At 54.1% G+C, this 14,229-nt stretch carries 12 protein-coding genes; 5 read left to right on the top strand and 7 right to left on the bottom strand.

The genetic code is table 11. The features are described 5' to 3' along the window. Positions 1-97: 97 nt before the first annotated feature. Positions 98-1,909 (bottom strand): tetratricopeptide repeat protein, encoded by a 1,812-nt coding sequence (locus tag IIA05_03385; protein MCH9026144.1) that lies wholly within the window; start codon positions 1,907-1,909, stop codon positions 98-100. On the opposite strand from IIA05_03385, the gene IIA05_03390 reads away from it, so the two are divergent. The 4 genes from IIA05_03390 to IIA05_03405 all read left to right on the top strand — a co-directional run bounded on the left by IIA05_03390 (position 1,909) and on the right by IIA05_03405 (position 5,840). Further along, a complete protein-coding gene (locus tag IIA05_03390) occupies positions 1,909-2,715 on the top strand; it encodes a DUF4168 domain-containing protein (GenBank protein ID MCH9026145.1) in 807 nt (268 codons plus the stop codon). The two genes, IIA05_03385 and IIA05_03390, sit on opposite strands and share 1 nt — an antisense overlap. 75 nt (positions 2,716-2,790) lie before the next feature. Beyond that, positions 2,791-3,819, top strand: coding sequence for a hypothetical protein (locus tag IIA05_03395; protein ID MCH9026146.1), 1,029 nt, complete (start codon positions 2,791-2,793; stop codon positions 3,817-3,819). A 24-nt stretch (positions 3,820-3,843) separates the two neighbouring features. Beyond that, a complete protein-coding gene (locus IIA05_03400) occupies positions 3,844-4,767 on the top strand; it encodes a hypothetical protein (protein MCH9026147.1) in 924 nt (307 codons plus the stop codon). 101 nt (positions 4,768-4,868) lie between these two features. Next, complete coding sequence (locus IIA05_03405) at positions 4,869-5,840, top strand: hypothetical protein (protein MCH9026148.1); 972 nt, start codon at positions 4,869-4,871, stop codon at positions 5,838-5,840. A gap of 38 nt (positions 5,841-5,878) precedes the next feature. Here IIA05_03405 and IIA05_03410 read toward each other — a convergent pair whose 3' ends face one another. The 3 genes from IIA05_03410 to lptF form a co-directional block, all read right to left on the bottom strand. Continuing rightward, positions 5,879-7,216: a lipopolysaccharide biosynthesis protein gene (locus IIA05_03410; GenBank protein ID MCH9026149.1), complete on the bottom strand. Its 1,338-nt coding sequence runs from the start codon at positions 7,214-7,216 to the stop codon at positions 5,879-5,881. A 94-nt stretch (positions 7,217-7,310) separates the two neighbouring features. After that, on the bottom strand, positions 7,311-8,378 hold the full coding sequence (gene lptG / locus IIA05_03415; protein ID MCH9026150.1) for an LPS export ABC transporter permease LptG: 1,068 nt from the start codon (positions 8,376-8,378) through the stop codon (positions 7,311-7,313). Further along, a complete protein-coding gene (lptF, locus tag IIA05_03420; GenBank protein ID MCH9026151.1) occupies positions 8,365-9,450 on the bottom strand; it encodes an LPS export ABC transporter permease LptF in 1,086 nt (361 codons plus the stop codon). Before lptF ends, lptG begins: the two co-directional genes overlap by 14 nt. Positions 9,451-9,543: 93 nt before the next feature. On the opposite strand from lptF, the gene IIA05_03425 reads away from it, so the two are divergent. Continuing rightward, a complete protein-coding gene (locus IIA05_03425) occupies positions 9,544-10,044 on the top strand; it encodes a hypothetical protein (protein MCH9026152.1) in 501 nt (166 codons plus the stop codon). Between the two features lie 7 nt (positions 10,045-10,051). On the opposite strand, the gene IIA05_03430 is transcribed toward IIA05_03425, so the two are convergent. Genes IIA05_03430 through IIA05_03440 form a run of 3 tightly spaced genes read right to left on the bottom strand, consistent with a single transcriptional unit; the run spans position 10,052 to position 14,174 of the window. Beyond that, positions 10,052-11,059, bottom strand: coding sequence for a sulfotransferase (locus IIA05_03430; protein MCH9026153.1), 1,008 nt, complete (start codon positions 11,057-11,059; stop codon positions 10,052-10,054). Continuing rightward, positions 11,038-11,751: a hypothetical protein gene (locus IIA05_03435; GenBank protein ID MCH9026154.1), complete on the bottom strand. Its 714-nt coding sequence runs from the start codon at positions 11,749-11,751 to the stop codon at positions 11,038-11,040. Before IIA05_03435 ends, IIA05_03430 begins: the two co-directional genes overlap by 22 nt. Beyond that, complete coding sequence (locus IIA05_03440) at positions 11,751-14,174, bottom strand: mitochondrial fission ELM1 family protein (GenBank protein MCH9026155.1); 2,424 nt, start codon at positions 14,172-14,174, stop codon at positions 11,751-11,753. The genes IIA05_03435 and IIA05_03440 overlap by 1 nt, the downstream gene beginning before the upstream one ends. Positions 14,175-14,229 lie beyond the last annotated feature (55 nt).

Consider the following 14,229-nt stretch of genomic DNA (forward strand, 5'->3'; position numbering starts at 1 on the left):
GCTGGCGCCGGGTGGCAGTGACAAGTATTCCGTCGATGGCTGGTTGCGGCAACGCAATACACCATGAGCGGTTCGTTACAGCGAACCAGGCCTGAAACTATTCGGGCAGGTTCACCTCGAACTTGATTGCGGCCAGTTGAGCAGGGGATTTGCCGAGTCTCTTCAGCAGCTTCGGCCAACGGGGGTCGTCGTAAAGGTTGGTGTACAGGGGGTTAACAATAATCCATGCCGACCCCGAATCGCCTCGTTCAATGGTCTTGTCAATCCAATCAAACGCTGCGTCGGTATCGCCCAGAAATGCCAATACCCCGGCAATACTGAAACCCCAGTCGTCGGCATGATTGTCAATCAAGGTCTGTAACGCCATGTCGGCTTCGCGCGTATTGCCCAGAGCGAAATTTACGATTGCAAGGCCGACAAGCCGAGACCCATCATCGGTTTCCTTTTCAACTTCAACCAGCGCAGCCTCGGGTTTACCTACTTTCAACAAGGCCGCACTCAAAAGATATTGCGCACCTCCGTATTCAGGACTCAGGCTCAACGCTTTTCGGTAGTTGGAAATGGCCTCGTCGTATCGTCCCGCGCTTACCAGTATAATGGCCAGGTTGACAAGACCCACCGGGTGAACCGGGTCGCGAACGTTCGCGTATTCATTCAGTGCAATGGATTCATCAATACGGCCAAGTGCGTGCAAGAATGAAGCGGCGTCACCAATGCTTGTCGTGTTGGTCGGATCCAGCAAAAGACCGCGCTCGAACGATCTTGCGGCAGCTTTCATGTCACCATCAAAGAACGCTTCGATCCATCCCAACTGAATGTACAGGCGGCCGAAACCCGGGTCCATTGCCATGCCTTTCAGCGTCAGGGTGCGAGCGAGTTCATACCCGTCTTCGAAAGGTCGCTCGTCGGCATGCGCCTGGTTGATATACACCGTGATGAGGTCGTCCATGGCGGGGAGATAGTTGGAATCAATCGCCAGCACTTGTTCGAGCAGTTGCTGCGATTGCGCCAGGCTGTCGGCAGTGTTCTGCCGGCGCAGGTGGCGCGCTCTCAGAAAAATCGCGAAAGCTGCGGGATCTGTTGTCCGCGCTTTTGGCGCATTCCCCAACAGCTTTATCTTGAGCTGCTCCACGACCATCGCGGCAATTTCATCCTGTATGGCAAAGATATTATCCAGCGTGCGGTCATAGGTTTCCGACCACAGGTGGGTGTCGGAGCGCGCCTCGATCAACTGGACGGTGATGCGAATCTGGTTGCCTGCCTTGCGTATCGAACCTTCGAGAATGTTGGCGACGTTTAACTCACGTGCCACATCGGTTAGTTTGAAGTCCTTGCCCTTGTATGAAAATGCGGAGCTACGCGATACCACCCGCAATTCCGGTATTTTCGCCAGCAGGTTCAGTAGTTCCTCGGCGATGCCGTCCGAGAAATACTCCTGGTCACCGTGTGGAGACATATCAACGAAAGGCAGTACCGCAATGGACTGGTCGCCGTAGGACTCTACCAATGCTGCCGAACGGCCCTCCTGACGGGCCGCTTGCTCGATGGATGCTTCGCGGGATTCCGAAAGCACGAACTTGTCGAAAGCGAAGTAACCCAGGGCCAACGCCAGTACCACCATGATGACGCGGTCCAGCTTCTTGCCGGTTTGCGAGGTGATCGATTGTGCGCGGTCGATATCCTGCTCTTTCTTCAGGCCTTCCGGTGTGAGTTCGAACGCCCAGGCAAAGACCAGTGCGGGAATAATGCCGATGGCCAGGACGATAGTGACGGCGCGCAAGGCGGCGTCACCGAAACCGAACGCCGGAAAAATCGTCTCTACCACCTGGATGATCAGCCACGCACCGACAACGTAGGCAGCGCCTACGCGGAGGACATTACGGCGTTTGAGTTCATTAAACAGGGACAATGGCTGACTTCTTGATGGCCGCTACTGCTTGCAAGCGTAGCCAATATATTTCCGCAATACCAACACTCGCGTTTGTGGTCTTTCTGGACTATATTTTGGCCATGCGCAGCCTGGTTGCCACAATTGCATTGATCTGCTCTTTTAACGTCGCCGCGATCGAGCCACCGACCGAGGAGGAACTGGCCGGGGCGCAAGAAGCGCCGCTGGAATTTGGTGAGGTGGTCGTTACCGGTAGCCAGTTCACTTTTGAGCAGGAGGTTGCGTTTCGGCTGGTGCGATATGCCATGGACACGCCACGCAGCGACAAACGAGAAGACCGCGATAAATGGGTATGTTGGATTGACCGGGACGTAGGGAGTCGTTTGCGGTATCTGTCCTGCGCGCGCAATGGTGATTTATGGGCCCTGAGGCCGGACAGGCATACTCTGTTGCCGGCCAACCGCAGAGCAGGTTACGGGACGATCATGGTTAGTACCCGGCCGGTTAACAAGAGAAAGTTCAAGAATATGCTGGCAACGATGCACGGCAGCGACGAATTTGACCGGGAATTTGTTTCGATGGCGCTTGCCGGGCAAAGGCCGCCCCGCGACATCCCCAGCGAAGACGAGCTCGACCGTTTTGCACAGGCTTATCGGGCGGTGGTTGATCTGTCGAATGCCGATGACGACACGCTGGAAGCCGCTATCCAGGGCGCTGGCCTGTCTCTCGGCCGCTACAACCGGATCGTTGACCTATTGAGCGCTTACCAGAGCATTGAGAACGAGGTCGCTATCCGGTTGAATTCAATGTCTGGGCCAGGCGACTAGGAAAACAACCAAAACCTGAGCCATAATCACGCCCTGAGTGTGGAAGAATTAAACAAATTCCCGGGGCAGTTTTCGGTGCGAGTCAACAAACAGGCAAGACAATTACCCGGTTCCAGTAGCGACACGCTGCTGCATGGCGATCGAATTCTCGGGGTATTGGTCAACCCACGCAGTCGCCGCAACAAGAAACACCTGGACGAAATCATCCAGGCTGTCAGTAACTGCTCCAGGACTCATTATCGGGTCGTTGATCAGCCGGGCGATATATCGAAAGTCCTGGCAGAGTTCGCGGCTGAGTCGGTCAACCTTTTGGCAATCAGCGGTGGAGACGGGACCGTATCTCGAATCCTGACGCATCTGTACGCAGAGCGGCCCTTCGAAACCATGCCTGTCATTGCCATCCTGCGGGGCGGCACGGCGAATATGATCGCCGGAGACGTTGGCTCGCCTGGCAGCGTGGCGTCTGCTTTGCAACGCTTGCGAGTATGGATAGAAAACGGCGCGGGGCAAATTCATTTACAAAGCCGGCCGGTGCTTCGAGTCCAGCCTGGCGAGGGCCAGCCCGATCATTACGGGATGTTCTTTGGCGCCGGAGCGGTTGTCCAGGGCATCGAATACACGAACGAGAATATTCATTCGCGCGGTTTGAAGAGTGAATTCAGCCTGGGCCTTGGGCTGGTGAGATCCATGTGGGGGATCGCCCGCCAGGACCCCAGGTTCATCCGCCCCGTCCATATAGCCATCGGCGTCGATGGCAATACCGTTGCGCCCCCGGAAAGTATCGTTATGACGCTGGTCAGCGGTCTGGAGCGCCTGTTCCTGAACATGCATCCTTACTGGGGTGAAGACAATGGTCGACCATTGCATGTGACGACGATCCGCAGTCCGGCCACCCGATTGCTCAGAAACCTGCCGTCCTTGTTGCGCGGCAAACCAAATCGCTATTTGTCCGAGGATCAGGGGTACCTCAGTTATAATGTCGAGAGCATAAGTCTGGATTTTGACGGGCCGTTTACACTGGATGGAGAGATACTGCATGCCCACATTGGATCCGGGCCGGTCGAAATCAGCACAGCCGGCGAGCTCGTTTTTCTTCGAATCTAAGCCCGGCGAATCAGGGAAGCTTTGATGAGTGCGCATGCTGAATCGTCAAGTTCTCGGGAACTGGATATCCTGGTCGCCTTTCTGCTTAGCCACCACGGCGGCGCGGTCAATGCGATTTTGTATTATGGGTCTTGCATGCGAAACAAGGACCCGTTTAATGGCATCGTTGATTTGTACCTGATTACCGATGGTTACAGGGCCGTCTACTCGAGCAAATTTCACGCATTTTTGAATTGGGTCTTGCCGCCAAATGTTTTCTATAAAGAAATGGCTGCGGGAGACCGAACTCTGCGCGTAAAGTACAACGTGCTATCGATTGCTGATTTGCAACGCGGCCTTTCCAGCCGGGCAATGCATTCCTATTTTTGGGGCCGGTTTACCCAACCTGTAGAGATTCTCTGGTGTCGTAACGAGGCGATCAGGAGCAAGACGGAAGCGTGTCTCGGCCTCGCCGCAAAAACATTCCTGGAGCGTGTCCTTCCCGCCGTAGCAGATTCCGGTTCAGTCAGTGATTTGTGGGCACAGGGATTGCGCCTGAGTTATGCAGCCGAGCTGCGTACTGAGGCGCCTGGTCGTGCGCAAGAATTGGTTGACTATGATTTGCAGCACTATGTTGAAATGAGCATGGCAGTAGCCTCATCGATCAGTTTCCCGCTGGAAATAACGGGAGCGGGAAAAACTGCCCGGTACACGGCGACAGTACCGGCATCCAGACGCTTTTTTGGACGGTTTGCATGGGTAGTTCGCAGGGTACAGGGCAAAATCTTGTCGGTGGCTCGCTTGCTGAAGGCGTTGTTTACATTCGATGGCGGTCTGGACTATGCCGCCTGGAAGCTTGAACGCCACACCGGGCAAGCAGTCGAGATTCCAGATCGGGTGAGGAAGTATCCCCTGATATTTGTCTGGGGCTTATTGTGGAAGCTTTACCGGCGGGGAATTATTCGTTGAACCGCGGGTCACATTATTGATTGAACTGCATAAAGTCCCGTGTCAACCTGTAGGTTCGGTAATAAAAACCGCAACGGGCGCGATCTCCAAGCTGATCTTCCATGGCACAAAAACACTTTCTGATTCCGGCATGGCTACTTGACAGGCTACCAGCACTTCGCAAGTTTGGCTGGATGCTGGAGGCTGTCATTGCCAAAGCTCTGGTGGGATTGTTGCGAACCATGCCGCCGGAGCGTGCTGCCAGGCTAGCGAACTTTCTGTTTAGAAATCTAAAGCCAGTACTTCCCTTTAGCAATAAAATTCGCGGTAATCTGACAATCGCTTTTCCGGAAAAAGACAAACGGGAAATAGAAAAAATCACTCGTAGTGTTTGCGGCAATCTGGGCACCACCGTTGTGGAGCTGGTGTTGGCAGAGCGTATATGGGCAGAGCGAGATGAACGCATAGAATTTGTCATGGAAGACGGAATCGACCTTGGCAAGTACCGTGGCCGGCCGGCCGTTATGATAATCGGTCACATTGGCGCATGGCAGATCGGCACTTTCGTTGCCGCACGGTACAACTTGCGAATTTCCTCCGTTTACGCTCCGGAGGAGAACCCTTATATGGAGAACTTCGTTCTCCGGCTGCGATCGGCGTTGCCGTGCCGCTGGATTTCCCGTGACGGTTGCATGCGCGAGCTGACCAAAGAGCTCAAGCAAGGGAATATTGTGGGCCTGGTATCGGACACACGTCTCGACAGCGGCGAACTGGTTCCTTTTTTCGGCGTACCGGTGCCGACAAATACGACTGCCGCACGCCTTGCGCTGCGTCACCAGTGTGATTTTTTCCCGGTAAGGGCCGAGCGCCTGCCAGGGATGAGATTTCGTATCACAATTTGCCGGCCGATTCAGCCCGCTGATCCAAGCGCACCCACGGCTGAACAAGCGCGACAAATGACCCAAAAAGTATTTGAGCACTTTGAGGAATGGATTCGCGAAGCCCCGGACCAATGGATGTGCTTTGGCCGGCGTTGGCCGCATGAGGCCTATACCCATGGTTCGCCGGCAATAAAATATCGCGACCGACGGTAGCGGTCCTCTGGACTGGCATAAAGCGGGCCCGGTTTCTTTTATTCGCGAGCTTGCTCAGGATTCAGCGGTGCATCCCGGATACCCTTGGAAACGAGCAAGCTGATGCCAATCAGGGTTACTGCCGCCGAGAAACAGGCCGCAAAACCCGGGCCGAGCAAACCGATGGATGGAGTGATCGCAACAAAAGCGATCACGTAAAGCACCGCGCTGATCGCATACAGCCATAGGATCTTGGTGGCAAGACCCATGGCGTAACCCCCCGTGCGAAGCATGAACACCATGAGTTCCAGGGTTGCCGCAAATAACAACAGCGTCATCAAGGGCGCCGCATCCGCATAGTCCGGCCCAAGAATGCTGGTTAACAAGAGGCGGCCGCCGAAAATTGAAGCGCTGATGAAAACGATCCCAAACACTCCCGACACAAGCACTATGCGTAACAGTATCGAATGAAAATTAACGGTATGCCGAGTCCACAGGCGCACCAGGTTCGGGAACAAGACCTGTTGCAGCAAAGCGCCCGGTTTGGACAGGATTTTGGTGGCTTCACGCGCAATGCGCAGCAAACCCGCGCCTGCCGCGCCGAGAATCGCGCCTGCAAGTAAGGTGGGCGCTTGTTTTTGCACGTTATCGAGGTTCGATTGCAGGTAAACGACAGATAGAAATGCCCGGAGGCCGGGGAATTCATCGCGCCAACCCTTGATGGACGGGCCTCGCAGCAGACTGCCGCCTACCCGTCGCGTGTATTCCATCCAGCCACGCACGATCAGAAAAATGTTCCCAGCGATGGTTCCCAGCGCCAGCACGACAACGAACGACAGCACATCGGGAACTTGCGTTGAAACGACGAGGACGCCGATCAGCCGCAGCAACGGGCTGATCATCAGTTGTATGCCCAGCGCATCGAAGCGATCGAACAGCCGCAGTATCCCCTTGGGCGTGTCTTTCGCCGAGGTCAGCAATATGCTGCTGTAAATCAGCGCGCCAAAGATAAGGTCTTGGTCCCAGTCGAAGAGTAGTCCAGCCAATGGCACCGCCAGGATCGCTACGACGACAGACGCTCCGCTGGCTGCAATATCGATAAAAAGCGTTAATCGCAACAGCCGTCTTAGTGAATGGAGATTGTTGGCGTCGTGCACCGGGACACCGAACCGCACGACTGTTTCGTGCAATCTGAAATTGAACAGTCCACGAACCATCTGAACATAGGTCTGGAGAAGTACCAATTGGCCAAAGTTTTCGGGCGCAAGCGATCTGGCGAGCACTGCGACGGTTATCAGCTCGAGCACAGCGGCTACGCCACGGCCGCGCAGCAATTTAACGAAATTCCTGCCGATGCGGCGAAGCAGAGATTGATCTTGAGTCAGCTCAGCATCCATTGCCGACCATTGCCTGGATTCTCATACGTTTTGCGATCGCCTTTTGAACATGTTGATCCTGGTTCATTTTATGGTTGCTATCGATCGGCGTGTTTCAACGGATTCGATGCAGGAATACCAGCGCCAGGAGCAATAGGAATATGTCCGGCGCCAGCGCCGCCGGTGCCGGGCTGAGATCAAACAATATGGCAAGTTGCCCCGTCATTTGTTCCAAAAGGTAGAACAATATGCCAATACTCCCACCGATCGCGACTCGCTGGCCAGCGTGGACATGGCGGGCCGATCCCAATAAAAAGGGTACGCCGAGCAGCGACATGGCCAACAAGCCAACCGGGATGCTCAGTTGTTGCCAAAAGATCACACGATAACGATGTGTATCGAGATTATTCTGATCGAGCAAACGAATATATCGATAAAGAGCCAAAGGCGCCATGGCTTCAACCGGTACGATCAGTGCCGATGTCTGCCGTGCCGACAAAGAGCTTTGCCACAGCTTACTTGTCGAATGTTCTTCCTTGATTTCGGCAAGCGCGAGATCAGTTGTTTTCGCATCAATCAGTAACCATTGGCCATCATCCAATACTTCAACACTGGACGCCTGTATAAGTTCCCGCAAGTTATTGTTTTCGTCAAGTTCAAAGATTTCGACATCGCGCAATGCCCCTTGCTGAATCACCTTGCCTATGCGGATGAACCGATCACCGCTGCGAGTCCAGAATTCAGTATCGGTACTCGCAATAATCGTCTGTGGCGTAGTCTTCGCTTTAATTCGTGCTGCGCTGAGCTCAAATTCTGGTACTACAAAGAACTGCACGAGCAGCACCAGGGCAATGATTGCAATAATTACCTCGACTAGCGGCCAGGCTATGCGTCCCACGGGAGGGCCAAGAGCGCGAATGATGACCAATTCCTGATGATTCGCCATTGCCCCCAAACCAATCAGGACCCCCAACAATGCGGTGACCGGAAGTAAATCCAGCATGATTTTGGGGAGGGAATAACCGACTACCGTCAGCGCATCGATTGTTGTGAAGGCGCCTTTGCCAACGTTCTCTAATTCTTCAGCCAGGGTCAAAAAGCCAAATAACGACAACAAGACAAAGAGCACTATCGCAGCGCCGCTCAGAAAGTTGCGTGCAATGTAACGATCAACGATCGGCATAAGTTTGCTTTGCCTTGTGGCGTCTTACCAGTATTCGCCAGGGGGCATAAAGAACAACTACCACCAGGGCAAACAGCCCCGGCACCCACCAGATCGAGGCTACCTTTTCCTGTTCTACCCAGGTCTTCGCCATGGTAAGAAAATTCAAATACGACGCATAAACCAGCAGCGCAATCAAGGTCTTTGCGTAGCGCCCTCGACGAGGGAGTGAGCGGCTGAGCGGAACGGCCGCCAGCGCAAGGAGCAGTGCCGACAGTGATGTCGACAACCGCCACTGGTATTCGGCTTTTTCTTTCGGATTCTGGTAATTTCGTAAATTCAGGGTTGACTCAGCTTTGACCTTATACCCAATGGGCTTGGGGTCGGCGATTCTCAAGAAAAGGGAAAGAGTTTTGAAGCGGCCCAGGACGTTCGGGCCATCGTCAACTGTCTTGTAAACCTGTGCATCGACCAACACAAGTCTATGATGGCCCTCTGTGGCAAACGGCTCAAAGAAACCAGTGGCGGACGAAGTAACCTGGAGACCCTGTTTATCGCGGCTGCGAATAAAAATTCCCTGCAACTGGTGACGGTTTTCCGACATACCCTGGATGAATATTGTCCGTCCTTCTTTGTCATCGACGTAAAATTGGCCAGCCCGGATGCGTTCGAGTTCGGTGGATGCGGCAGCAGCTGCCCCTACTTCATATACCTGCCGGTAGGCCCAGGGTCGCGCTATTGTTGACAGCAGGCCGATAACGATGGCTATGGTGGCGGCGAAAATGATTATCGGCCGCAATAAGCGAAGCTCACCGATCCCGGCAGCTTGCAACGCGTACATCTCCGAGTCGCTGTAAAGACGGCCCATTCCGAGTATGACTCCCAGATACATGCCGAGGGGTAACAGCACTTCCAGAGCGATGATGGATTTGAGAAAGGTCAGATAGGCAACTTCGCCGGGGTTGAACAGGCCGCTGGTGGCCTGAGCCAGGAAAACCGTCATGCTATAGGTAAGAAAGATAACCAGGAGTACGCTACTCACTCCGATAAAAGGTACACTGACTTCGCGCAACAGATAGCGATCGACCTGCATATTCGTGTTCCTGCAGTTTATATTGATGGAGTCAGCGAGTTGGTCGATATCGATGGTTGCAAAATCAACCCCTGAGTCGTATGTGATTATGTCATGACGAAACTGAGAACTGTAGCGGTTGCTGTAATTGCCCTGTATGCAGGGCATAGCGCAGCGGCGAGCCTACTGAAAATATCCGGCGCGGATACGATTCTTGTTTCGGCAGATGAGGTCTGGGAGGAGCCGGAGCAGGATATTTTTCACTTCCGGGGAAATTTCGAAATAAGGACGCCACGATGGGCGGTAATGGCCGATGAGGCCACCGTATACGGGAGATTGGACGACCTGGAACGAATTGTGGCCGAGGGATCACCCGTTCGATTCATCTTCAAGAGTTCTGACGCAGAAAATGGCTCGATTACCGAGGCCGAAGGCCAGAAACTTGAATACCTGAAAGAGGCCGGGGTGCTCCACCTGTCTGGCGGCGCGAAGATTAGCAGTGGTGGAAGCATTATGCGAAGCAGTGAAATCCGCTACGATCTTGAGCGAGACAAGCTCGAAGCAGGTGGCCCCGAGGGAGTCCGGTTAACCGCCAGGCCGGAGTCTACCCGCTGATCCAAGATCAGCGACGCATTAATCGGCGCGCCAGGTTCCATGCTGCGGCGATTGGGCTCAAGGGATTCCACTGCGCATAACGCAGTTCACGATTGAGCGTATCCAGCCGCGCAAGAATCGGAGCCAGCGCCGAGACACGAGAGTTTACTTTTCCCCAGGCATCCCATAATTCAGAAGCATTGGTTTGAATATCGTCTTCGGCCAGGCGATCGAGCCAGAAATAAGCATCACGCACGAGGACATTGATTTTCTTTGCACTTTCCAGGTTATCGATGGAAAAACGGGTATGTTGCAGGCCACGCTGGAGAAATGAATTCTCAAATGTATGGATTTCCTGCTGCGTTTGGTCGGTTAGCGGCAACTCCAGGCGGGTCGCCAGGCGTTCCAGTTGTGCTTTCGGATTTTCCATCAGTTTGTCGTAGTCGATTACCACCAGGTTCTTATCTTGCAGCCGATGAAAATAGGGCACCACATTGACCAGCCATTCGAGATCGCTGTGCTCCTGCTGGCCCCGATTCGCATCGAGTTTGGACCGGGAGCGCGCCACGCTCAACGGATTCCTTATTGGCATGACATAGCTTGGCGAGATATCCATCTCCTCGAACAAGCGTATCCAAAATGGCAGCAATCGCATGGTACGCGCATATTTGAAGCCCCATACCGGCGCCTGGCCGAAACGATCATTGATCGTTGCGGAAAATTCTTTATAGAAGGGCATTACTGCAGGGCTTGTCCAAACTGAGTCATCGAGCAGACGAAGACTATCCGGCCGTAAACCCAGCGTGCGGCGCAGCCTCTTGCTGAGTTTCAGTAGAACAGCATCCTCAAAAAAGCCTGTGGGGTTCTTGCGCGAAGGTGGCTTGAAGTCATCGCCCAGATCCACTCCCACCGCCTGAATCGCTCGAGTGACAATACTGGTGCCACTACGACCGGCCCCCAAAACCAGAACCGCACGTTGACGGGATTCGGGGCTATGATCTTGCCCTGGAGGCATCATTTCTTTTTCTTGAGCCAATTGAGCGCACGCCTCCCTGCGTACAATAACGGCCGGTTGATTACGATAATAAAAACCTTTCGCAGCTTGCCATCCGGACAAGTCAATTCACGGACTCCGTGCCAGGACCGATCGCGACGATGAAACAAGGTGCTGTAATTTCCAACGCACTCGCTGGAAATGATATTGTCAAAGTCCTCAAATGCCGGCGCTGAATTTGTATCGAAGCGGCCGTGGTCATCGAGTACCAGAGTCTGACCGCCCCAGCTCGGATCCCAATCGTCACGAGTATTGAGATAAAATATATGAGAACCCATCTTGTGAACCGCATCGCAATGCGGTGAAACCCCGCAGCCGCCCGGTGCATAGTGCCAGTGCATATTGAGACGGAACGACCTGCAACGGTACAGTCGTTTGATAAATCGACTGTATTCCGGGCCCCGCAATTCAGCAATGAAGTCTTTCCAGGCAGCAGGAATAAACTCAAGACCGGGTTGATATTCGAGCACGTAACGGTCATGCGAATATTGTCCGTGCGATCTTTTGCGGCCGAAACTGGGGTTGAGCAAGGATACATCGAGCTGGTTTTCCAGCAACCGTGAATAACCGTCATCGGTCAGCAAACCCGCCGGGTTGATGAAGGGATATGGTTTTGTATCGGCAAACGCATCGGCATCGATTGCGTCCAGCTTGTCAACATCGAGGTATTGCATCAGGTCTCAATGCTCAGGTTTCGAGAAAATTGCTTGTCTCTGTGGGTGCCAATTTCCTCTTGCGGCTGTGCCAGCATCATCCGTAGCCGGCGACCGAGATCATCGGTTATGGGCGGAGGCGGAGTCTCCGTCGATGAGAATGGCTGCCCGAACATTCTTGCCATTCCATTCTCAACGAGCCCGCGATGTAAACCATCGAGATCACGAGGCGCCAAAATCCATTCGCTTTTCAGGACCCGACTGCAGAGATATTCAAATCCCTGTTGCGGCCTTTCGGTGCCGCGTCGATTTTTCGGCTGGCGTTGGGACCATTCGGAAAGTTTGGCGCCAAGCGTAAGCCACGGACCGTAGCGACGCTGCCTGAGCGGATAAATATAAACCGGCTTGCCTGTCGCAATTGCATCCATCAGCATGGACTCGCTTTCCCCTGTCACAATCAATATGTCGGCAGCAGCCAGATAACTGAGGTAGGGATTATTCGCTTCGCCGTGTGACCATACATGTAGTTGCGCGGCTCCGTGCAGGGTTTTCGCGAGCGCCGCGGCAGCCTTGTTTCCGGTGCGCCGCGAAGTGACCGCGAACAATGAACCGCCGACTGCCCGCACCTGCTCAAGCGCTCGACGACCCAGCACAGCCGCATCCGCTGCTGTTAGCGCATGTTGCTTCGAGGAACCGCCGACCAGCAGCGCAACTCGCGGCTGAGTTGCGCCGTCCATAATCTGTTGCCCGAGTTGCCGGGCAGTGTCCAGGCTGGAATCTGTAATAGGATGCACCGGTAGCAAGGTCTCGATGCGACGCTCATGTAACGGCAAATGGAAATGCTTGCAACTGACCAGGATATCTGTCGGGCTTTTTATCGGACCGCACTTGCGGCCGGCGAGCAGCAAGCGAGCATGACCTCCGCTACGCATTTTTATCCAGCGTGCAACTCGAGTCGGCCACCAACCACAGGCAATCACAATATTCGGCCAAGGTGGCCGGAGTGGTGCCACCTGGCCAAAATTATTGCGCAACATAACGAGTAGCAGGGATTTGAATATTTGTGGGACGCGGACTACCTGGTAAGGCCAGCCAACCTTTTCGGCAAGAGCGGTTGCCTGGGCGGTATGGCCGGGTTTTTGATTCGCGATGACCCAAACCACGGCGTCGTCGTTGTTGTATTCGTTGCCCTCAACGATTGATAGTCGTCGATTATTTTGTATGCATAGACGCCAACGCACGGCCGGGTAATGGCTTGCCACGAGTTCAAATTGGTATTGCCACCATTCAATGGGCCGATTACGGCGATTGAGTCTCGCGCCGTTTGCCGGATACCGACTCTCTGGTTTGTTTGAAACTTCGCAATACACCAGTCGTTTGCTGCGCTCGAACAGCTGTTTCAGCAGCCACGGGATATCGTCATCGGGTATAAAGTCCAGTGTCTCAAGGCAAACCGCCGCGTCAACGCGTTCGGATGAAGCGGCTTGCTGCAAACGCGCCGTCGGGTCGAATTCCAGCGCCTGCTCCATACCAGGTTTCGCTACCGCGGGAAACCGCATTATCGAACCTGGGGAAGCGGCGCTTATACGACAATCAAGCACCGTGCGTGCAGAACATGCCTCAAGTAATGGAGCCAGACCGGCTTGATTCGAACGGACCGTGGTTGTCGTCTTGCTATCGTTTCGCCGTGAAATTATTTGCTGGTCCTGTGCAGCATGGCACAAGTCCTTGAATGCCTGGCTGGGATTTTCCCTGCTGAAAACCTGAAAGCCCGCAGCGTTGGCGCTTTGCTCGAGATCGAACCAGACACCTCCTACCTTATTGCTTTGATAGACAAACAAGTTTGGGAACGGGTGCCACGGTTGTTTATGCAATGCCGTGTAATGCAGTACGCCACACTGTCCTGGTACGTATTCCCGATCGCGTGCATTCCAGATGCCAGCCATTTTCCCCCACATACCCTCGATGGAACTGGCCCTGGCCTGCAAAGTATTCTTGCGGCCTTTTTGTGCGTCTTCCAAGTTCCATATCTGCGCCATCTTTTCGCAATCAAACAGGGCAACCGAAGTATCGCCTGGATCGATCGCCAGATAACCGTGGCCATTCATATCGAGATCGAATAATTCAGCAGGGTCCTTGAGGTAAATCTGGTCTACATCGTTGTAAATTGCGCGGCCGGTCTCACCCGCAAAATGTGGGATAGCGAAGCGATAGTTGGTAAACCCGGTGAGCCAGAATCGCGAACGAAATCCGCACAGATGCTTCATCAGGTAAATCTCATACACGCGTGCAGGGTCGCGCACCTGCTCTATCGACCATATGAAGACCCGCTCGGCCTTGTATTGAGCGTTTTCGGTTCCAAGATAAATCCTGACCGGAGTTTTCCCGCCTGGAGAAACGCCGGCGCGGACCGGAAGCACAACCAACTCAGGCTCGGCACGCACTTGAGTCGCCTTGATCGTTGCCGGAAGCTTCAGGACTGATTGAATAATACGTTGT

Source organism: Pseudomonadota bacterium, assembly GCA_022572885.1.
In the GTDB taxonomy this organism is placed as follows: domain Bacteria; phylum Pseudomonadota; class Gammaproteobacteria; order Steroidobacterales; family MnTg04; genus MnTg04.

Bases quoted from the DNA above. Each gene is read 5' to 3' on its own strand.
- IIA05_03390 (MCH9026145.1), top strand. From the start codon at position 1,909: ATGGCTGACTTCTTGATGGCCGCTACTGCTTGCAAGCGTAGCCAATAT.
- IIA05_03400 (MCH9026147.1), top strand. From the start codon at position 3,844: ATGAGTGCGCATGCTGAATCGTCAAGTTCTCGGGAACTGGATATCCTG.
- IIA05_03405 (MCH9026148.1), top strand. From the start codon at position 4,869: ATGGCACAAAAACACTTTCTGATTCCGGCATGGCTACTTGACAGGCTA.
- IIA05_03410 (MCH9026149.1), bottom strand. From the start codon at position 7,216: ATGGATGCTGAGCTGACTCAAGATCAATCTCTGCTTCGCCGCATCGGC.
- lptG (MCH9026150.1), bottom strand. From the start codon at position 8,378: ATGCCGATCGTTGATCGTTACATTGCACGCAACTTTCTGAGCGGCGCT.
- lptF (MCH9026151.1), bottom strand. From the start codon at position 9,450: ATGCAGGTCGATCGCTATCTGTTGCGCGAAGTCAGTGTACCTTTTATC.
- IIA05_03425 (MCH9026152.1), top strand. From the start codon at position 9,544: ATGACGAAACTGAGAACTGTAGCGGTTGCTGTAATTGCCCTGTATGCA.
- IIA05_03435 (MCH9026154.1), bottom strand. From the start codon at position 11,751: ATGCAATACCTCGATGTTGACAAGCTGGACGCAATCGATGCCGATGCG.